Below are 18,580 nucleotides of genomic sequence, written 5' to 3'. Positions count from 1 at the left end.
CGCAGGCACCTAGGTGATGTCGAATCCGAGCCGGCGGGCCGCCCGCGCCTTCTGCCTACTGGCCCGCAGCCGGCGCAGTCGCTTCACCAGCATCGGATCCGCCGCGAGGGCTTCCGGCCGGTCGACCAGCGCGTTCAGGACCTGGTAGTAGCGGGTCGCGGACATGTCGAAGAGTTCCTTGATGGCCTCTTCCTTGGCGCCCGCGTATTTCCACCACTGGCGTTCGAAGGACAGGATGTCGTGGTCGCGGCGGGTGAGTCCGTCCGCGCCTGCCTCGTTGGATTCCTGCGGGTCGGTGTGCTCGGAATTCCGGCTACGCGCTGCTGCGCCGTCCATCTCACTCCTCAACTTCGAGCTCTCGCCCAAATTTCAGCGAAACCTAAAGTTCCCCGGACACCCGGTCGGCTTCACATGACCGAGCAACGAAATTACACAGTTGTTCTTCAGTGAGTGATTCAACCATGGTCGCCACGTCAGGGCCCGGGTTCGGTGTGCTGGCGCGTCGCCCTCCGGCACACCGCCCGAGTCACCCGCGAGCCCCCCACTATTCTTCTCACCATGGCAATTCTTCCCATCCGGATCGTTGGCGACCCGGTGCTGCACGAGCCGACCCAACCGGTGACGCAACCCGTGTCCGAGGTGGCCGAGCTCATCGCCGACATGTACGACACGATGGACGCCGCGAACGGCGTCGGTCTGGCCGCCAACCAGGTGGGCGTCGCGCTGCGGCTGTTCGTCTACGACTGCCCCGACTACGACGGCGACGGTGACGGCGCCCGACGCCGCGGCGAGGTCATCAACCCGGTGCTCGAGACCTCCGCACTCCCCGAGACCATGCCCGATCCCGACGACGACGAGGAGGGCTGCCTGTCGGTGCCGGGCGAGCAGTTCCCGACCGGTCGCGCGGACTGGGCCCGAGTCACCGGCATCGACGTCAACGGCGACCCCGTCGACATCCAGGGCAACGGATTCTTCGCCCGGATGCTGCAGCACGAGGTCGGCCACCTCGACGGTTTCCTGTACACGGACATGTTGATCGGCCGCAATGCGCGCGCGGCGAAGAAGACGATCAAGCGGGCGGGCTGGGGCGTGCCCGGGCAGAGCTGGATCCCCGGCACGGTCGAGGACCCGTTCGGCCACGATGACTGAGGCTGCCCTCGGGAGCCGGGTCGTCCTGCGCTACAAGCTTCCGCCGGGCTATCCGCAGCCGCTGACCGACATCATCGGCGAGCTGGTCTCACTCACTCCGGCGGTCGTCGTGCGTGCCCCGGACGGCCGGGTCGTCCAGGTCTCCCCCGACCAGGTGGTCGCGCTCAAGGCCCTCGGCGCGCGACCGGTCGTGACGCGGGAAATCCGCGCCCTGGAACTGGCGGCGGCCGACGGCTGGCCGGGCACCGAGCAGACCTGGGTGAACGGGTGGCTGGCCCGCTTCGGCGACGGCTTCACCCGACGAGCGAATTCCGCCACCCCGCTGGGCAAGGCGGACCGGATCGGCGACCTCTACACCGGCGACACCGCGGAGCGGTTGCGTGCCTGGTACGCCGAGCGCGGCCAGCGGCTGCGACTACTGCTGCCCGACCGGCTCGGCGCCGCGCCCGACGGCTGGGAGGTGTCCGACGAGGTGCAGGTGATGGCCGCCGACATCGCGAATCTGACTCTGCCCGAGGGCGATTCGCTGGTGACCGTGGCGGACACGCCGGACGAGCGCTGGCTGCCGCTCTACCACTACCGAGGCGAGTCGCTGCCCGAAGGCGCGTCGGCGGTGCTCGGCGCGGTCCGCGAGGGCCGGCTCGGTTTCGGGGCGCTCGGAAGCCCGGACACCGAACTGCTCGCGATCGCCCGAGCCGCGGTCACCGAGGCTCCGGACGGGCGGTACTGGGTGGGCCTGTCCGCGGTCGAGGTCGCGCCCGAGCATCGACGACGCGGGCTCGGGCTGCTGATGTGCGCGGAGATGATCCGCTGGGGACGCGACAACGGCGCCACCCACGCGTACATCCAGGTGGCTGCGGACAACGAGCCTGCCATCGCGCTCTACCGCACCCTGGGGCTCGTCGATCACCACCGCTACCGGTACGCGACTGCCCCCGACTGACCCCCGCCGCACCACGGTGAGGGGAACCTTCACCCGGTCTACCTGGCTGAAGGTTCCCCTCACCCGGGCGGGGCGGCATCCATGCCGCGGAACTACGCTGCCTGGCATGCGACTGGCGACGTGGAATGTGAACTCGGTGCGGGCCCGGACGGACCGGATCGTGGACTGGCTGGTGCGGACGGAGACGGACGTGCTCGCGATCCAGGAGACCAAGTGTCGTGACGACCAGTTCCCCACCGAGCGGTTCACCGATCTCGGCTACGAGGTCGCTCACGTCGGGCTGAGCCAGTGGAACGGGGTCGCGATCATCTCGCGGGTCGGACTCGAGGACGTGCAAGTCGGGTTCGAGGGCCAGCCGGGGTTCGCGAAGGCCGCCGCCGACAGCCTGGACATCGCCACTCCGGTCGTCGAGGCTCGCGCGATCGGCGCGACCTGCGGCGGGGTGCGGGTGTGGAGCCTGTACGTGCCGAACGGCCGCGAGCTGTCCGACCCGCACTACACGTACAAGCTGGACTGGCTCGCGACGCTGCGCGACGACGCCGCCAAGTGGCTCGCCGAGGACCCGAACGCACAGGTTGCCCTGGTCGGCGACTGGAACGTCGCGCCGACCGACGAGGATGTGTGGGATCCGGCGCTGTTCGAGGGCAAGACGCACACCTCGCAGCCGGAGCGCGATGCGTTCCACGCCTTCGTCGACGCCGGCTTCGCCGACGTGGTCCGGCCGCACACCCCCGGCCCTGGCGTCTACACCTACTGGGACTACACGCAGCTGCGTTTCCCGAAGCGCCAGGGCATGCGGATCGACTTCGCCCTCGCGTCGCCCGCGCTGGCCGCCCGGGTGACCGGCGCCTCGATCGACCGTGAGGAACGAAAGGGCAAGGGCGCCAGCGATCATGCGCCGGTGGTCGTCGAACTCGACTAGTTCGGGTCGGCGCCGTCTCGGCGGGTCCGCAGGAGGGCGGTGGCGAGCCGCAGTCCACCTGCGGCCAGCACGAGACCGTGCGCGACACGCATCCACGGCGGGCCGAAGAACTGCGGGACGAACAGCGCGAACCCGACGGCCAGCGGGACCCCGCTCCACCGGTCCAACGCGCCCGAGCGCCAGATCGCGACCGCGGCGATGATCACGCCCACCGCGACCAGCACCAGCCCGACCGCGAACATCGCCATTTGAGTGCCGCCGCCGCGCACCTGCTCGACCAGGCCGAGCAGGTTCGGTGAGCCGTCGGCCAGCGCCCGTGCCCCGATCGCGTGCAACCCGAAGTCCTCGGCACCGTAGTACGGGAGGGAGAGGCAGACTCCGATCCAAGTCGCCGCGGTGGCAGCGATCGCGGCCCGGTCGGAGGGCGTGCCGCGGAGGATCTCGCGAAGCGCTTGCACCGCCAACCCCAGTAGCAGGAAGCCGAGCATTCCGAAGACGTGGGCAGCGACCCAGCCTCCAGACGCGTAGGCGCGCGCCCCTTCCAGGGTGGTCTCGTTCAGATAGTCCGAGTACGGCCGGACCGCGGGATACAGCAGGAACAGCAGTCCCGATGCCCCGAACAGTGCGGCCGCGGCCGTTGCGGCCCCGCGGCGGGCGCCTTGCCGGATGGTCGTGTCGATCATGACTCACTCCTCACCAAACGAGAGCGGCGCTCTCTATTGGGAGCAGTATTCACTCACGTGAATGAAATAACAAGAGCAGTGCTCTCACTTTAGGTGGGACCGTCAGGCGGCGTCGTCGACCAGCGCCAGGAACTCGGTGTGAGTGCCGAGGTACCGCTGGACATAGGTGCAGACCGGCCGCAGTCGCCAGCCCCGCACCCGCGACTCCTCGAGCACCTCGCGGACCAGGATCGCGGCCCACCCGCGACCGCCGAAGTCCTCCTTGACCACGGTGTGCATCAACGCGACCACCTGCGGATCGCCGCCGGGCACATCCCCCGCCGGCGACGCATCGAGGTCGTCGCTCGCGGTCCGGTAGCCGAGGATCCCCACCAACTCGTCGCCGACCCACAGGTCGAAGCGCGAGTGCGACGGGTTGTCCTCGACGCGCGCGAGTGCCGGGTCTGCCGGCTCGGCGACGGGTGTACTCACCGCCACAGCCTGGACGTGGTGCCGCTTGAAGATGTGATCCACACCGCCATGCAAGCAGCCCCCTCGGCATCACGCCGCCCGACGGCGAGGCTCTCGCCGATTTGTCGCCCAGACTTCTTCGAATCGTGGCCGAATCGGCATCTCCCCGGCCGACCGCCGAGCCTCACACCGGGACGATCAGGTCCCGGTACTCGGGATTGTCGGCGATGAATCGCTGCAGGTATGTGCAGACCGGGCGGACCTTCCAGCCGTATCCGCGGGCCGCGTCGAGCGCGCGCCGCACCATCACCGCGGCGAGGCCGCGATGACCGAAGTCCTCGACGATCACGGTGTGCATGAAGGAGACGATCGGCGGCCCGGACCGGCGTCCGGCACGAACCCCTGACGCCGCGTTCGTGTCCAACTCGTAGTAACCGAGAATGCCGACCAGGTCGCCGTTCAGGCGGAGCTCGAAACGACTCTGACCAGCATTGTTCGACACCTCCGCGGTCGGTGAATGCGCAATCATGAACCCGTCTCCCTACCCACCCGTGACCAAAATGTGACCCACGCCACTATAGGTCAAACGGGGGACATTGTGAGCGGGATCACTCAGATTCGCGTCGGAGACATCCGGGACTGGCGCAGCGCGCCGGACACGGTCTAGGGTCGGCGCCGACAACTACACAACCCACGGGGGCTCGCACCAGCGGGCTGAGAGGACGGCTAGCCCTTCGGGGCGCTCAGGGCCGTCGACCGTCGAACCTGACCGGGTAATGCCGGCGTAGGGAGAGCACCATGAGGGACACCTCTGTCACGACCAGCACTGTCACCACCGGCCCCATCGAGGGCAGCAGCAAGCGCTATCTCGACGTCGACGGGATGCGGGTGCCCGTCCGGCGCGTCCAGTTGAGCAACGGCGAACACCTGGACCTGTACGACACCTCCGGCCCGTACACCGACGCCGACGCCCACATTGACCTCGAGGCCGGTCTGCCGAAGACCCGCGACGGCTGGACCAAACCCCCCGCTGCGGATGGGATCAGCACTCAACTGGCCTGGGCACGGGCCGGGATCGTCACGCCCGAAATGCGCTATTGCGCCGCACGCGAGGGCGTTTCGCCGGAGGTCGTGCGCGAGGAGGTCGCCGCGGGACGTGCGGTGATCCCCGCCAACCACAAGCACCCCGAGTCCGAGCCGATGATCATCGGCAAGCGGTTCCTGGTGAAGATCAACGCGAACATCGGCAACTCCGCGGTCACCTCCTCGATCGCCGAGGAGGTCGAGAAGATGGTCTGGGCCACCCGCTGGGGCGCGGACAACATCATGGACCTGTCCACCGGCAAGGACATCCACCAGACCCGCGAGTGGATCCTGCGCAACTCCCCCGTCCCGGTCGGCACCGTGCCGATCTACCAGGCGCTCGAGAAGGTCGGCGGGGACCCGACCGCGCTGACCTGGGAGATCTACCGCGACACCGTGATCGAGCAGTGCGAACAGGGCGTCGACTACATGACCGTGCACGCCGGCGTACTGCTGCGGTACGTCCCGCTGACCGCCAGGCGGGTCACCGGGATCGTCTCGCGCGGCGGATCGATCATGGCCGCGTGGTGCCTGGCACATCATCGGGAGTCGTTCCTGTACACACACTTCGAGGAACTCTGCGAGATCCTCGCCCGCTACGACGTCACCTTCTCGCTCGGCGACGGCCTGCGCCCGGGATCCATCGCCGACGCCAACGACGAGGCCCAGTTCGCCGAGCTGCGCACCCTGGGCGAGCTCACCCGGGTCGCGAAATCGCATGGCGTGCAGGTGATGATCGAGGGCCCCGGTCACGTGCCGATGCACAAGATCGTGGAGAACGTGCGACTCGAGGAGGAACTCTGCGAGGAGGCCCCGTTCTACACCCTCGGCCCGCTCGCCACCGACATCGCACCCGCCTACGACCACATCACGTCCGCGATCGGCGCCTCGATCATCGCCCAGGCAGGCACCGCGATGCTCTGCTACGTGACCCCGAAGGAACACCTGGGACTGCCCAACCGGGACGACGTGAAGGTCGGCGTCATCACCTACAAGATCGCCGCGCACTCGGCGGATCTCGCGAAGCAGCACCCCCGGGCGCAGGAGCGCGACGACGCGCTGTCCAAGGCGCGCTTCGAGTTCCGCTGGCGCGACCAATTCGCGCTGTCGCTGGACCCGGACACCGCCCGCGAGTACCACGACGAGACCATGCCCGCGGAACCCGCCAAGACCGCGCACTTCTGCTCGATGTGCGGGCCCAAGTTCTGCTCCATGCGGATCTCCGCCGACGTGCGCGAGTACGCCGAGCGCAACGGGTTGACCGATGCAGCTGCGATCGAGGCCGGAATGGCGGAGAAGTCGGCGGAGTTCGCGGGCGCGGGGGGCCAGGTGTACCTCCCGGTAGTGTCCACCTCGTGAAGTTGCTGCCCCTCACCCCCGACGGCCAGACCCCGATCCGCGTCCTCACCATCGCCGGAACCGACTCCGGCGGTGGTGCCGGCATCCAGGCCGACTCGCGCACGATGGCGCTCTGCGGTGTGCACGCCTGCGTCGCGGTCGCCGCGGTGACGGTGCAGAACTCGGTGGGGGTCAGCGGGTTTCACGAGATCCCGCCGGAGATCGTGGCCGACCAGGTGCGATCGGTGGTCACCGACATCGGAGTGAGCGCCGCGAAGACCGGGATGCTCGCGTCGACGGCGATCATCGAGTCCGTCGCCCGGGTGTGCGCCGAGGTCGGGATCGGCAAGGGGCAGACCGTGCCGCTGGTGGTGGACCCGGTGTGCGCGTCCATGCACGGCGACCCCCTGCTGCACGCGGAGGCGCTCGACGCTGTCCGCAACACGCTGATCCCGATCGCCTCGCTGGTGACGCCGAACCTCGACGAGGTCCGGCTGATCACCGGCATCGAGGTGGTCGACGACGCGTCCGCGCGCCGGGCCGCGGAGGCGCTGCACGCACTGGGCGCGCAGTGGTCGCTGGTCAAGGGCGGGCACCTGCGTACCTCGACCTCGTCGACCGACCTGCTGTTCGACGGCGAGCGCTTCCACGAGTTCACCAGCCCGCGGATCGACACCGGCAACGACCACGGTGGCGGCGACACCCTGGCCGCGGCGATCGCCTGCGCGCTGGCCCATGGCCGCTCGATGCCGGAGGCGGTGGAGTTCGGCAAGGAGTGGGTCACTCGCTGCCTGGCGGCGTCCTACGACCTCGGCGCCGGGCACGGCCCGGTCTCACCACTCTGGCGCCTGCACTGACACACACCTGTGCGCGTCCTCGCCCGGGTCGAGGACGCGCACAGCGCCGGTGTCAGCGCGAATAGTCCCGGAAGGTCATGACGCCCCCGACGACGATCAACATGACCGCCAGCAGGTAGACGGTGACGCGGAACCAGGCCGGACCGTAGTAACTGACCGCCATCGCGGCGCCGAGTGCCACGAGAATCATCAAGACCCCGTAGAAGGGGGTGCGCTGCTCCCTATCAGTCATGTCTCCAGTGTGCGCGCCTCGGTGCGCGAGCGGGAGGGTTGACTTCCGCCGTCCGGTCAGTGCGTGAGGGTGAACAGTCGCAGGTCGTCGGGCACACCGCGCAGCGGCGCGGCGAACAGCCCACGACGGTAGGCCTTGGCGCGGACACCGAGGTCGTCGAGCAGTCCGGGTTCGAGCGCGTCCAGGGTGACCGAGGAGGCCATCACGTTGGCGTCGCCGCCCGCCTGCATCACCCGGGCTGCGACGTTGACGTCGACGCCGAGCCAGTCCGCCCCGATCTGACGGGGCACGCCGGTGTGGATGCCCACCCGCATGCGTGGCCGGTAGCCGCCGTTTCGCACCTCGGCAAGGGCGGTGCGCGCGGCGAACGCCGCTTCGATCGCGCGGTCGGGCCGGGTGAACACGGCCATCATGCCGTCGCCCATCCGTTTGACGACATGGCCGCCGAGGTCCGCGACAGGGGGTTCGATGGCCCTGGCGACGTCCCGCAACAGGTCGAGGGTGGCCTCGTCGCCCGCGGCGAGCGCCCAGTCGGAGAACCCGATCAGGTCGGTGAAGACGATGGTGACCTCGCGGGTGCCGCGGCCACGGCCGGTGCGCTCGAGCAGCGCCTGCCAGACCTGCAGCGCACCGAGGCTGACCTCGCGGGAGGCGCCGGGGCCGTCGTCGAGCAGGCGGTCGGCGGCCCGGGCCATCGCCCGCACCCCGCCCGGGCCGGCCGTGGAGAGGGGGTCACCGAAGGAGGGGTCGCCGGGCAATGCCCGTCGCGCACGCCGCACCGTGTCGACCACGGCCGGCGCGCTGTCGACCGCACGTATCCAGGCCAGCACGGACACGATGCGGCCTGCTGACACCCGCGCATCGCCTCCCGGCTCCTCGGTCACCGGCAAAGTGTAACCGTCCGTCACAGGAAGGCACCCGTGCCTCAGCGGGAGGCGACCACGCCACCGTCGACGGGGATGACCGCTCCGGTGATATAGGTGCTCGACGGTCCGGCGAGGAAGGCCGCGATGCCCGCCATGTCAGCGGGGCGGCCGATCCGGCGCAGGGGAATCTGCGCGGCCACCGCATCCTCACCGAACGCGAGCAGACCGGTGGTCATCTTCGACTCGAACAGTCCCGGCGCGATCGCGTTGACCAGGATGTCCGGCGCGAGGGTGGTCGCCAGCTGCTGGGTGAGCATGTGCACCGCGGCCTTGCTGGCGCTGTAGGAGAAGTTGTTGATGCCGGGCTGCGGCGCCCGGAGTCCGTCGATACTCCCGATGTTGACGACGCGGGCGGGGTCGTCGTCGGTGGACGCCGCCCGCAGTTGCGGCAGCAGCGCCTGGGTCAACCCGAACATCGCCTTGACGTTGACCGAGAGCACCTTGTCCCATGCCGACGCCGGGAAGTCCTCGACCGGTGCACCCCAGTTCGCTCCCGCATTGTTGACCAGGACGTGCAGGGCATCGACCTGCTCCGCGACGTGGGCGGCCAACGCCTCGACTCCGCCGGTGGCGCCTAGGTCGGCCGCGAAGGAGGAGATCTCCCCGAGCGGGGACAGTTCCGCGACCGCCGCATCGAGATCGTCCTGCTTGCGGCTGCTGATGATCACCGAGGCTCCCTCGCGGAGGAGCCCCTCTGTGATCATCCTTCCGATGCCGCGGCCACCGCCGGTGACGACGGCCGTCTTGCCTTCGAGGGTGCGGTGCGACGTGGTGTTCACAGTGCGAATGCCTTTCGGGTGGATAGTGTTGCCGATCAATGGGATACGGGGTCGGGCGCGCCGGCCAGGACCCGCTTGAGGACCTTGCCGGTCGCCCCCTGCGGAAGGGCGTCGAGGACGGTGACCGCCCGTGGGTACTTGTAGGCCGCGACCCGCTCCCTGGCGAACGCGATCAGTTCGTCCGGGTCCAGTCGAAGGCCGGGCTCGGTGACGACGAAGGCGACGACCTCCTCACCGAGCCGATCGTCGGCGCGTCCGACCACCGCGGCCTCCATCACCGAGGGATGTTGCAGCAGTGCTTCTTCCACTTCGCGCGGATAGACGTTGTAGCCGCCCCGCAGGATCACGTCCTTCTTGCGGTCGACGATGAAGTAGTAGCCGTCGCCGTCGACGTACCCGAGATCACCGGTGGCAAGCCAGCCGGCACGCAGGACCGCGGCCGTTGCCTCGGGTTGGCCGATGTAGCCCTTCATCACGTGATGGCCCCGAATCTCGAGTTCACCGACGTGATCGGGCCCGGTCGCCCGCAGCACCTCACCGGCGCTGTCGACTAGACGGACTTCGGTGCCCCACAACGGGGTTCCGATCGAACCGATCTTGCGGGCACCGCGTCCGGTGTTGAAGGTCGCAACACTCGCGCATTCCGTCAGGCCGTAGCCCTCCAGGATGGTCGCGGACGGGACGGCTGCCTCGAAGGCGTTCAGATGGGTGGGTGACAGCGCCGCACCACCGGAGAGGCCGAGCCGCAGGGAGGACACGTCCCGCCCGGCGATGTTCGCGGCCAGCAACGAGACGAAGACCGTCGGGACTCCCGGCAGGACGGTGGCGCGGTGACGTTCGATCGCGTCGAGGACCGCGTCCGCGTCGAAGCGCGGTACCAGCACCAGCGCCGACCCCCACCGGACCGCCGCGTCGAGGACGCTCGAGAGACCGAAGACGTGGAACAGCGGCAGCACCCCGACAACGACGTCGTCGACGCCAAGGCCGCCGAGTCGGCCGGCGTGGGTGCAGTTCATGTACAGCTGCACGTGGGTGAGCTCGGCGCCCTTCGGCCTGCCGGTGGTACCACTGGTGAAGATGACGACGGCCGTGGCCTCGGCGTCGGTGGGTTCCAGCATCGGTTCGGCGCCGTCGACGTGCAGGTCCTCGAAGCCGAGAACGGGGCGCTCGGTCACGACCTCGGCGTCGCCGACCACCACCAGCACCAGGTCCGGCAGATCGCTTGCGCCGGCGAGGGCCTGCTCGAGCAGTCCACGCTCGGTGATCATCACCCGAGCATCGCTGCGGGCAAGTTGGTGGGCGATCTCCGGCGGCCGCAGCAACGGGTTCATCGGAACCATCACCAGCCCGGCCTTGAGTATGCCGAAGTACGCGAACACGAACTCGGGAATGTTCGGCAGTTGCACGGCGACACGGTCGCCGCTGCCCAGGCCGCCGGCGAGCAGTCCGGCCGCGACGCGATCCGAGACCGCGTCGACCTCGCGGCGGGTCCAGGTCCGGCCGCCGAAATGCAGCAGCGCGGCATCCGGGTCGGCACGGACGGACTCACGCAGGATGAGCGCCAGATTGAGAGACATCGTCGGGTCCTTCTTCCGTGCAGGATCGGTGAACGGCGGTGACGGCGCGGGCCCGTTGCCCGCGCCGTCGCCGCCCGGCCGTCAGGCCTCGTCGAGGGTCATTTCCACTTCGAGGAGTTCGATCTCGACGTCGCCGACCACCCGGAACCGCTCGCCGACGCTGGCGACGATCGGGCCGTCGATGTACGCCTGGGCGGCCTCTTTCGATTCGAACAGGTAGACGCCGCCGACCACACCCGCGTCACGGTTGCGCACGTAGTACTTCTGCAGTAGCCCTTCGAGGGCACGGAACTTCGGCAGCCCCGCGCGGGACAGCTTCTCCTGTTCGGCCTCGTCGAGGGCGGTCTCGAATCGCATCCGGACGATCCACATGGCGATACTCCTTCATGGGTTGTTGTTACCGAAAAATGTTGGTGTCAAGGGATTCGAGGGATCAGTTCGCCACGGCAACGGCGACATCGCCGATGGCAGGCACGCCCGGCGGCGTCAGGAGCACACGCGAGCGTTCCATCAGCATCGGCCGAATTCGCGGGTAGCGCACGCAGAACCAGATCCCGCAGGCCGCGAGCCACACGAGCAGGCCGATCGCGGCAACCGGGGACAGGTGGGTGAGCAACAGGTACGTGGTGATGCCGAGTACCGGTACCGAGAAGATCGACAGCCCGACATGCACCGCCCACGGCAGCCGGAAGGGCGCCGCCTCGAACAGGTCCGGACGCCGGCGTCGCAGTCGCAGGGATGCGCCGACCAGGATGATGATCGCCAGCGCAAGGAAAGCCGACACCCCTTTGGCGATGTCCTCGATGCCGTATCCGAGCACGACGGGTGCGAGCCCGACCAGCGTCACCGCTACGAGCAGGTAGTGCGGTGTGCCGAAGCGCTTGTTCACGGCCCCGAACCCGGCCGGGAACCAGCCGTCCCCGATCGCGATCAGCAGCCCCTTGGTACCCCAGGTCATGGACGCGTTCATACTGCCGACCGCGGCGACGAGGCTGCCACCGATGACGAAGAAGACGAACATCGGGTGCGGAAGCACCTCGCTCGCCACCACGGACAGCGGCTTGCCTGCGACCTCGGGAATCGGCAGCACACCGACTGCCGGAATGGCGAGCAGGATGTAGATGACCCCGGCGAAGAGGGTGCCGCCGACGATCGAGATCGGGATGGCCCGCCCGGGGTTCTTCATCTCGCCGCCGAGTTCGGCGATGAACGTGCCTCCGCCGAGCACGAAGGTCAGCAGCGCGGACGTCTGGAGCAGGCCGCCGATGCCGTCGGGCAGGACGGCGGGATAGTCGGCCCAGTCGATGTCGAGGAAGCCCGCGACCACGAAGACCGCGTAGGCGGCGAGCATGACGCCCGCGAGTGCGATCCCGACCCGGGCGGAGAATGAGGCCCCGAGCAGGTTGACGACGAAGAACACCAGGATCAAGGTGACCGCGACCCACCGTGGGTTGAACCACGAGTTGAGGCTCTCCAGGTAGATGCCCGCGGTGAGACCGAAGACGCCGACCGTGATCTGGCCGAGCACGACGAAGCTCAGGTTCAGGAAGCCGAGGGCGGGGTGGACGACCCGCGCGGCGTAGCGGTACATGCCGCCTGCGGTGGGCAGCGCGGACGCCATGGCGGCGTAGGGCATGCTCGCCAGGGGCAGCGCCACCGCGGTGATCACGATGGCCAGCGGTACGCCCCCGCCGGTGAGCGAGATGGCGGAGCCGAGGATGGCAAGGATCCCGGCACCGACGATCTGGTGGAACGTGATGCCCAGCGCCTGCGGCAGGGTGATCGAGCGCTTCAGGTTGGATTCCGCTGTGGTGGCAGCGGACGGAGCACCCATCATCTCAACTCCTTGTTGAATTCAGTGGAGGAATGTTGCGTGAAGTATGAGCAGTGCCCTCGGAATGTGTCAAGGGCCACATAATTTGCCTCGATTTGCTACGTTCTTCAACATGAAGTCGAGTTCCTCCTCTTCATGTTGAGATTTGTTTAGCTTCGCGCATCGCTGACACGCGCGCCCCCGACAGGAGTGGAATCGCCATGACGGAGTGGACCGGACAGTCCGATCTCGGTGCCGATCTCGGCGCCCTCGGCCGCACACTCGACGGCGAGCGATTACTCGTCGTACTCGAGGGCATCGTCGACGTGCTCGGTCACGCACTGCCGTTCGGCACCGAGGTCGTGCTGCACGACCTCTCACGTCTTCCCAATTCCGTCATCGCGGTGAGCGGCTCCGTCACCGGTCGCACCGTCGGCGGCACGGCCGCGGACATCCTCGTCGAACGGATCACTGGCGCCGAGGACGACCGCATCTACGGGTACGAGAGCACGCTGTCCGACGGCCGGTGGATCCGCTCCTCCGCCCTGGTGGTGCGCGACATCGCGGGCACCGCGGTCGCCGCCCTGTGTGTCAACACCGAACTGTCCCTCTGGCAGTCGGTCGAGCGAGTGGTCTCCTCGATGCTCGGCCACGAACCGCGCGAGCCCGTGAGGTCCCCCGCCCCGGCCGCCCCGCGGGTGCCCGCGACGAGCCGCAGCTACGAGCAGGCCAACTTCACCGAGGATGTCGACTCGTTCGCGGCGATGATGATCGGCAGGCAGGTCGCCGCCGCCGAGGTCCCGGTCGAGGCCATGCGCAAGGCACACAAGGTCGCGGTGGTGGCTGCGCTGAAGGAACGCGGCGTGTTCGAACTGCGCGGCGCGGTCCGGCAGGTCGCCGACGCCCTCCATGTCTCGCGGTTCACCGTCTACAACTATCTCAACGAACTCGGCGAGCCGGACAACAGCACGGACCAGGACACAGACGGGGCCGGCAGATGAGTTTCGACACTGTCACCGCCACCCAACTCCGCGCCACCGGCGGGCTGAAGTGGAGCAAGTACCCCGAGGCGCTGGGCGCCTTCGTCGCCGAGATGGACTTCGGGGTGCCGCCAGCGGTGACCCGTGCACTGCACGGCAGCGTAGGCAGTGGACTGCTCGGATATCTACCGTCGTGGCTCGAGCAGGAACTGCAATGCGCGACGAGCGAATGGATGTCCACCCGCTACGACTGGACGATTCCGCCGGAGGACGTGCTACCCACCGCGGATGTGATCCTCGCCTGCGAGCTCGCGTTGCGCGTGCTCACCCCGCCGGAAGCGAAGGTCGTCGTGATGACGCCGGCATACGGTCCGTTCTTCGGGCTGTCCGCCGTGCTCGGGCGTGAGGTGATCGAGGTGCCGATGATCCGGGACCGGCAGTCGTGGGCCGTGGACCTCGACGGTATCGCCGCGGCCTTCCGCGCCGGGGGCGGAATCCTGGTCCTGTGCAATCCTCACAACCCGATCGGCAAGGTGTACACCCGCGCAGAATTGGACGCGATCGCCGAGATCGTCGACTATCACGGCGGTAGGGTCTTCGCCGACGAGATCCACGCGCCGGTGATGTACGGCGGCGGGCGCCACATCCCCTACGCGTCGATCAGCGAGATCGCCGCCGCCCACGCTTTGACCGCGACCTCCGCATCGAAGGGCTTCAACCTGGCGGGCCTCAAGTGCGCCCAGATCGTCGTCGGCAACGACGCCGACCGCAGAACACTCGGCCGGCTGCACGACTACATCACGCACGGCTGTGCCACCCTCGGAGCGATCGCGACGGTCGCCGCCTACCGAGAAGGCCGGCTGTGGCTCGACGAAGTGGTCTCGTATCTCGAAGGCAATCGTGACCTCGTCGCCCGCATGCTGCCTGAGATCGCGCCGGAGATCGGCTTCAGCCACCCCGCCGCCACCTACTTCTCATGGCTCGACGTGCGCCCGTTGCGACTCGACGACCCGCGGTCCTACTTCCTCCACCACGCACAGGTGGCCCTGTCCGACGGAGTCGGCTTCGGCTCCGTCGGACAGGGCCACGTGCGGCTGAACCTCGCGATGCCGCGACCACTGCTCGAGCAGGCGGTCACCGCGATCGCCGAAAGCGCTGCGCGCTCGAGCGCGGTGTGAGGGTCCCTGGACCCGTCAACCGCGCACGGGCGCCGCAGCTGCCTCACGCGTCGCGTCGGTTCACCATCACCAGCGCCGCACCGAAGATCGCGAGTACGACCACCGCGAAGTACACCAGCGAGCCCCACGGACCCCAATGCCAGTCGATGCCCTGGTCCTGGCCGAGGAAGTGGTTCGCGTTGGCGAACGGCAGGAACGGCCGGACCTTCTCGCCGAAGGTCCCGAACAGGCTGAACAGGCTCTCGAGCAGCAGCGGCCACAGCAGCAGCAAGGTGATCGCGCCGGCCGACTGCCGGATCAGCGACCCCACCGCCACCGCGAGGACGACGCACAGCAGGGCGAAGATCGGGACGCCGTAGACGGACCGCCAGTCGTCGCCGCCGGACAGGTGCAGGTCCGCCCCTGCGGCGCTGCCCGCGGTCGCCTTGGCGATCGCGAAGGCGCCCAGCGCCAGAACGAAGGTCAGCACGGCACCGAAGGCGCCGATCAGTCCGGCCTTGGTCACGAGCACCGAATCCCGCTTGGGCACGGCCTGGAAGGTGGTGCGGATGATGCCGAAGCGGTACTCGCTGGTCACCGCCAGGGCGGCCAGGATCATCAGCACCAGCACGCCGAACCCGGTCACCCCGTTGATCGAGTCGGCGACTGTCGGCAGGAAGGGCTTGAAGTCCGGCTCCTTGCCATCCGCGGCCTGGGAGTTGAACGAGTTCAGACTCGCCTTGGACGACAGGCCGACCACCGCGGCCAGACCGAGGCCGAGCACCACGATCGCGACCGTGCACCACCAGGGCGACCTGGTCGAAGTGAGCTTGATTCGTTCCGCTGCCATGACACCCATCAGAGCGCCCCTCCCATCACTTCTTCGACGCCCGCAGCGTGGTACTGCACGTCGTCACCGGTCAGCTTCATGAACGCCTCTTCGAGCGATCCGCGCTGAGATGACAACTCGTGCAGGATGATTCCGTTGCTACCCGCGAGGTGACCGATCGCGTCCGTGGTGGAGTCGAGCACCACCAGCGCCTGGCCGTCGAGCGGGTCCCGGCCGTCCTCACGGACCGTCAGCCCCTGCGAGGTGAGCAGGCTGCGCAGCGCGTCGAGTTGGGGGCTGCGCACCCGCACGCTCGACTCGGAGGATCGGTCGACGAACTCCTGGACCGAGGTGTCCGAGATCAGCCGTCCCCGGCCGATCACCACGAGATGCTCTGCAGTGAGCGCCATCTCGGAGAGCAGGTGACTGGACACCAGGACCGTCCGTCCCTCGGCGGCCAAGCGCTGCATGAACTTTCGAATCCAGACGATGCCCTCGGGGTCGAGGCCGTTGACCGGTTCGTCGAACAGCAGCACCTTGGGGTCGCCGAGCAGTGCGCCCGCGAGTCCCAACCGCTGCGACATGCCGAGCGAGAAGCCCCCTGCCTTCTTTCCCGCGACCTCGGTCAGCCCGACCAACCGCAGCACCTCGTCGACACGCGACGACGGGAGCCCGTTGGAGGCGGCCATCCACTGCAGGTGCGCCTTGGCAGACCTGTTGGGGTGCACCCACTTCGCGTCCAGTAGCGCGCCGACCGTCCGCAGCGGCTGTTTGAGGTCGTGGTACGGCTTCCCGTCGATCAGCGCGGTGCCCGACGTGGGACGGTCGAGGCCGAGGATCATCCGCATGGTCGTGGACTTGCCCGCACCGTTCGGGCCCAGGAATCCGGTGACGATACCGGGCTTCACCGTGAAGGTCAGGTCGTCGACCGCCTTCGTGGGCCCGTATATCTTTGTCAAACCCCTCACTTCAATCATGAGGTCAAGGATTCACCAGTATGTGCCGTCGCGCATCGCCCCCAGGTCGCGACGTCCGTCATCCCTGGGGATGACGCGACCCCGAGTCCGGTCAGATGGCCCGATGACCGTCGCCGCCCGGGACGGGCCAGTTCGTCGTCTCCGGGAAGTGGTTGGTGGGCTGCTCGCCCTCGTCGTACACGGTTGCGGCCGGACCGATCAGCAGCGGGTCGGGGGTGCCGACCACCCGCTCGTTCTTGTCCGTGTAGTCGAACCGCGCCAGCAGCCAGCGCATCGCCTCGAGCCGCGCCCGCTTCTTGTCGTTCGACTTGACGATCGTCCACGGCGCGTGCGGGGTGTCGGTGTAGAAGAGCATGTCCTCCTTCGCCTCGGTGTAGGCGTCCCACTTGTCGAGGCTGGCGAGGTCGGTCGGCGACAGCTTCCACCGTTTGACCGGGTCGGTGCTGCGAGCGACGAACCGGGCGTGCTGCTCCTCGCGTCCGACCGAGAACCAGAACTTGACCAGGTGGATTCCCGACTGCACCAGCATCCGCTCGAATTCCGGTGCAGAGCGGGTGAATTCGAGGTACTCGTGCGGCGTGCAGTACCCCATCACGCGCTCGACGCCCGCCCGGTTGTACCAGGACCGGTCCATCAGCACGATCTCCCCGCCCGACGGGAGGTGCTCGACGTACCGCTGGAAGTACCACTGCTTCCGCTCGCGTTCGGTGGGCTTCTCCAGCGCCATCACCCGGGCGCCACGAGGGTTGAGATGTTCGGTGAGCCGCTTGATCGCGCCACCCTTGCCCGCCGCGTCGCGCCCCTCGAAGATGATGACGATCTTCTCGTCGTTCTCCTTGACCCAGGCCTGCAGCTTGAGCAACTCGATCTGCAGGGTCCGCTTGCGCCGCTCGTACTGGCGGCGGGTCATCTTCTTGTCGTACGGGTACCCATGCCGCCACGGCGCGTCCGGACCGTCGTCGCTGCGCACCCGCCCGGACTTGCGGAGCAGTTCGCCGATCTCGTCGATTTCGGGCGTGACGTCGATCTGCTGCGGCTGCGCCATCTCGAAATCGGGGCCGGCGTCCTTGCTGTCGGAGTTCCGAAGATCGTCCACCTGTCGAGACTACCTCCGGATCCGGGTCAGAGCCCGGGTGACGACGCCTGCGCCCAGAACCGCTTCGGGATCCGGCCGGCCAGCCGCGCCGCACGACCGGCAGTCACTGCCGACGCCATCGCCGTGGCCATCAACGCGGGATCTTTCGCCCGAGTCACCGCGGTGGCGAGCAGCACGGCGTCACAACCCAACTCCATCGCCAGTGCGGCGTCACTCGCGGTACCGATGCCGGCATCGAGGATCACCGGCACCCCCGCCGACTCGACGATCATCTCGATGTTGTGCGGGTTGCAGATGCCCAGACCGGTGCCGATCGGGGCGCCGAGCGGCATCACGGCCGCGCACCCGACGTCCTCGAGTCGGCGGGCAAGCACCGGGTCGTCGGTGGTGTACGGCAGCACCGTGAACCCGTCGTCGACGAGTTGTTCGGCGGCCGAGACCAATTCGATGGCGTCGGGCAGCAGGGTGCGCTCGTCGGCGATCACTTCGAGCTTGACCCAGTCGGTCTCGAGCGCCTCGCGGGCCAGCTGCGCGGTGAGCACGGCCTCCGCGGCGCCGCGGCAGCCGGCGGTGTTCGGCAGCGGTGCGATCTTCAGCGAGGTCAGCAGGTCGAGCACACCGGTGCCGCCCACCGCGTCGATCCGGCGCATGGCCACGGTGGTGAGCTCGGTGCCCGACGCGACCAGCGCCTCCTCGAGCACCGCGAGGTTCGCCGCACCGCCGGTGCCCATGATCAGCCGGGAACCGAAGGTGCGGTCCGCGATCGTCAACTGGTCCGTCACCATCGCG

General features: G+C 68.4%; 21 protein-coding genes. 7 read left to right on the top strand and 14 right to left on the bottom strand.

From position 1 onward, the window contains the following. Positions 1-9: 9 nt before the first annotated feature. The gene (gene napA / locus FK531_RS11570) at positions 10-336 is read right to left on the bottom strand and encodes a nucleoid-associated protein NapA (RefSeq protein WP_142099339.1); all 327 of its coding nucleotides are present in this window, start codon (positions 334-336) and stop codon (positions 10-12) included. 222 nt (positions 337-558) lie between these two features. Between napA and FK531_RS11565 the strand changes: the two genes are divergently transcribed. The 3 genes from FK531_RS11565 to FK531_RS11555 all read left to right on the top strand — a co-directional run bounded on the left by FK531_RS11565 (position 559) and on the right by FK531_RS11555 (position 3,014). Then, complete coding sequence (locus tag FK531_RS11565) at positions 559-1,149, top strand: peptide deformylase (protein WP_142099337.1); 591 nt, start codon at positions 559-561, stop codon at positions 1,147-1,149. Beyond that, positions 1,142-2,092: an N-acetylglutamate synthase, CG3035 family gene (locus tag FK531_RS11560; protein WP_142099335.1), complete on the top strand. Its 951-nt coding sequence runs from the start codon at positions 1,142-1,144 to the stop codon at positions 2,090-2,092. Before FK531_RS11565 ends, FK531_RS11560 begins: the two co-directional genes overlap by 8 nt. 106 nt (positions 2,093-2,198) lie before the next feature. Then, positions 2,199-3,014 carry an exodeoxyribonuclease III gene (locus FK531_RS11555; RefSeq protein ID WP_142099333.1) on the top strand — a complete coding sequence of 272 codons (816 nt, stop codon included), beginning with the start codon at positions 2,199-2,201 and terminating at the stop codon, positions 3,012-3,014. Here FK531_RS11555 and FK531_RS11550 read toward each other — a convergent pair. The 3 genes from FK531_RS11550 to FK531_RS11540 form a co-directional block, all read right to left on the bottom strand. Beyond that, the gene (locus tag FK531_RS11550) at positions 3,011-3,697 is read right to left on the bottom strand and encodes a hypothetical protein (RefSeq protein ID WP_142099331.1); all 687 of its coding nucleotides are present in this window, start codon (positions 3,695-3,697) and stop codon (positions 3,011-3,013) included. The genes FK531_RS11555 and FK531_RS11550 overlap by 4 nt on opposite strands. 102 nt (positions 3,698-3,799) lie before the next feature. Then, a complete protein-coding gene (locus FK531_RS11545; protein ID WP_246098104.1) occupies positions 3,800-4,168 on the bottom strand; it encodes a GNAT family N-acetyltransferase in 369 nt (122 codons plus the stop codon). Positions 4,169-4,331: 163 nt separating this feature from the next. Next, on the bottom strand, positions 4,332-4,676 hold the full coding sequence (locus tag FK531_RS11540) for a GNAT family N-acetyltransferase (RefSeq protein ID WP_142099329.1): 345 nt from the start codon (positions 4,674-4,676) through the stop codon (positions 4,332-4,334). Between the two features lie 269 nt (positions 4,677-4,945). On the opposite strand from FK531_RS11540, the gene thiC reads away from it, so the two are divergent. Together thiC and thiD are read left to right on the top strand one after the other, a co-directional pair. Further along, positions 4,946-6,589, top strand: coding sequence for a phosphomethylpyrimidine synthase ThiC (gene thiC / locus FK531_RS11535; RefSeq protein ID WP_142099327.1), 1,644 nt, complete (start codon positions 4,946-4,948; stop codon positions 6,587-6,589). Beyond that, positions 6,586-7,425, top strand: a complete 840-nt coding sequence (gene thiD, locus FK531_RS11530; RefSeq protein WP_142099326.1) for a bifunctional hydroxymethylpyrimidine kinase/phosphomethylpyrimidine kinase — start codon at positions 6,586-6,588, stop codon at positions 7,423-7,425. The genes thiC and thiD overlap by 4 nt, the downstream gene beginning before the upstream one ends. A 52-nt stretch (positions 7,426-7,477) precedes the next feature. Here thiD and FK531_RS11525 read toward each other — a convergent pair whose 3' ends face one another. The 6 genes from FK531_RS11525 to FK531_RS11500 form a co-directional block, all read right to left on the bottom strand. Next, complete coding sequence (locus FK531_RS11525) at positions 7,478-7,657, bottom strand: hypothetical protein (protein WP_142099325.1); 180 nt, start codon at positions 7,655-7,657, stop codon at positions 7,478-7,480. Between the two features lie 56 nt (positions 7,658-7,713). Continuing rightward, a complete protein-coding gene (locus FK531_RS11520) occupies positions 7,714-8,493 on the bottom strand; it encodes an adenylate/guanylate cyclase domain-containing protein (RefSeq protein ID WP_435531046.1) in 780 nt (259 codons plus the stop codon). Between the two features lie 89 nt (positions 8,494-8,582). Next, positions 8,583-9,362 carry an SDR family oxidoreductase gene (locus FK531_RS11515; RefSeq protein ID WP_246098103.1) on the bottom strand — a complete coding sequence of 260 codons (780 nt, stop codon included), beginning with the start codon at positions 9,360-9,362 and terminating at the stop codon, positions 8,583-8,585. Positions 9,363-9,397: 35 nt separating this feature from the next. After that, positions 9,398-10,939 carry an AMP-binding protein gene (locus FK531_RS11510; protein ID WP_142099324.1) on the bottom strand — a complete coding sequence of 514 codons (1,542 nt, stop codon included), beginning with the start codon at positions 10,937-10,939 and terminating at the stop codon, positions 9,398-9,400. An 81-nt stretch (positions 10,940-11,020) separates the two neighbouring features. Then, positions 11,021-11,311 carry a YdhR family protein gene (locus FK531_RS11505; protein ID WP_142099323.1) on the bottom strand — a complete coding sequence of 97 codons (291 nt, stop codon included), beginning with the start codon at positions 11,309-11,311 and terminating at the stop codon, positions 11,021-11,023. A 61-nt stretch (positions 11,312-11,372) separates the two neighbouring features. Beyond that, entirely contained in the window at positions 11,373-12,773 is a 1,401-nt protein-coding gene (locus FK531_RS11500; protein WP_181762915.1) for an APC family permease, read from the bottom strand. A gap of 200 nt (positions 12,774-12,973) precedes the next feature. Here FK531_RS11500 and FK531_RS11495 point away from each other — a divergent pair, with 200 nt between their 5' ends. Together FK531_RS11495 and FK531_RS11490 are read left to right on the top strand one after the other, a co-directional pair. Next, entirely contained in the window at positions 12,974-13,753 is a 780-nt protein-coding gene (locus tag FK531_RS11495) for a helix-turn-helix transcriptional regulator (protein WP_142099321.1), read from the top strand. Further along, positions 13,750-14,910, top strand: coding sequence for a MalY/PatB family protein (locus FK531_RS11490; protein WP_142099320.1), 1,161 nt, complete (start codon positions 13,750-13,752; stop codon positions 14,908-14,910). Before FK531_RS11495 ends, FK531_RS11490 begins: the two co-directional genes overlap by 4 nt. Before the next feature lie 43 nt (positions 14,911-14,953). Here FK531_RS11490 and FK531_RS11485 read toward each other — a convergent pair whose 3' ends face one another. The 4 genes from FK531_RS11485 to FK531_RS11470 form a co-directional block, all read right to left on the bottom strand. Continuing rightward, positions 14,954-15,748 carry an ABC transporter permease gene (locus tag FK531_RS11485; protein ID WP_142099319.1) on the bottom strand — a complete coding sequence of 265 codons (795 nt, stop codon included), beginning with the start codon at positions 15,746-15,748 and terminating at the stop codon, positions 14,954-14,956. Further along, complete coding sequence (locus FK531_RS11480; protein ID WP_142099317.1) at positions 15,748-16,695, bottom strand: ABC transporter ATP-binding protein; 948 nt, start codon at positions 16,693-16,695, stop codon at positions 15,748-15,750. The genes FK531_RS11485 and FK531_RS11480 overlap by 1 nt, the downstream gene beginning before the upstream one ends. Positions 16,696-16,786: 91 nt before the next feature. Beyond that, the gene (ppk2, locus tag FK531_RS11475) at positions 16,787-17,740 is read right to left on the bottom strand and encodes a polyphosphate kinase 2 (RefSeq protein ID WP_142099596.1); all 954 of its coding nucleotides are present in this window, start codon (positions 17,738-17,740) and stop codon (positions 16,787-16,789) included. Positions 17,741-17,817: 77 nt separating this feature from the next. Then, positions 17,818-18,576: a thiazole synthase gene (locus tag FK531_RS11470; protein ID WP_181762928.1), complete on the bottom strand. Its 759-nt coding sequence runs from the start codon at positions 18,574-18,576 to the stop codon at positions 17,818-17,820. Positions 18,577-18,580: the final 4 nt, after the last annotated feature.

It is taken from the genome of Rhodococcus spelaei (genome assembly GCF_006704125.1).
Taxonomy (GTDB): Bacteria; Actinomycetota; Actinomycetes; order Mycobacteriales; family Mycobacteriaceae; genus Rhodococcus_G; species Rhodococcus_G spelaei.
The sequence above is the reverse complement of the archived record's forward strand: the minus strand, read 5'-3'. Positions and strand labels throughout refer to the sequence as shown.

Bases quoted from the DNA above. Each gene is read 5' to 3' on its own strand.
- FK531_RS11565 (WP_142099337.1), top strand. From the start codon at position 559: ATGGCAATTCTTCCCATCCGGATCGTTGGCGACCCGGTGCTGCACGAG.
- FK531_RS11510 (WP_142099324.1), bottom strand. From the start codon at position 10,939: ATGTCTCTCAATCTGGCGCTCATCCTGCGTGAGTCCGTCCGTGCCGAC.
- FK531_RS11560 (WP_142099335.1), top strand. From the start codon at position 1,142: ATGACTGAGGCTGCCCTCGGGAGCCGGGTCGTCCTGCGCTACAAGCTT.
- FK531_RS11495 (WP_142099321.1), top strand. From the start codon at position 12,974: ATGACGGAGTGGACCGGACAGTCCGATCTCGGTGCCGATCTCGGCGCC.
- ppk2 (WP_142099596.1), bottom strand. From the start codon at position 17,740: ATGGCGCAGCCGCAGCAGATCGACGTCACGCCCGAAATCGACGAGATC.
- FK531_RS11485 (WP_142099319.1), bottom strand. From the start codon at position 15,748: ATGGGTGTCATGGCAGCGGAACGAATCAAGCTCACTTCGACCAGGTCG.
- FK531_RS11525 (WP_142099325.1), bottom strand. From the start codon at position 7,657: ATGACTGATAGGGAGCAGCGCACCCCCTTCTACGGGGTCTTGATGATT.
- FK531_RS11480 (WP_142099317.1), bottom strand. From the start codon at position 16,695: ATGATTGAAGTGAGGGGTTTGACAAAGATATACGGGCCCACGAAGGCG.
- FK531_RS11550 (WP_142099331.1), bottom strand. From the start codon at position 3,697: ATGATCGACACGACCATCCGGCAAGGCGCCCGCCGCGGGGCCGCAACG.
- napA (WP_142099339.1), bottom strand. From the start codon at position 336: ATGGACGGCGCAGCAGCGCGTAGCCGGAATTCCGAGCACACCGACCCG.
- FK531_RS11555 (WP_142099333.1), top strand. From the start codon at position 2,199: ATGCGACTGGCGACGTGGAATGTGAACTCGGTGCGGGCCCGGACGGAC.
- FK531_RS11470 (WP_181762928.1), bottom strand. From the start codon at position 18,576: ATGGTGACGGACCAGTTGACGATCGCGGACCGCACCTTCGGTTCCCGG.
- FK531_RS11490 (WP_142099320.1), top strand. From the start codon at position 13,750: ATGAGTTTCGACACTGTCACCGCCACCCAACTCCGCGCCACCGGCGGG.
- FK531_RS11505 (WP_142099323.1), bottom strand. From the start codon at position 11,311: ATGTGGATCGTCCGGATGCGATTCGAGACCGCCCTCGACGAGGCCGAA.
- thiC (WP_142099327.1), top strand. From the start codon at position 4,946: ATGAGGGACACCTCTGTCACGACCAGCACTGTCACCACCGGCCCCATC.
- FK531_RS11500 (WP_181762915.1), bottom strand. From the start codon at position 12,773: ATGGGTGCTCCGTCCGCTGCCACCACAGCGGAATCCAACCTGAAGCGC.
- FK531_RS11540 (WP_142099329.1), bottom strand. From the start codon at position 4,676: ATGATTGCGCATTCACCGACCGCGGAGGTGTCGAACAATGCTGGTCAG.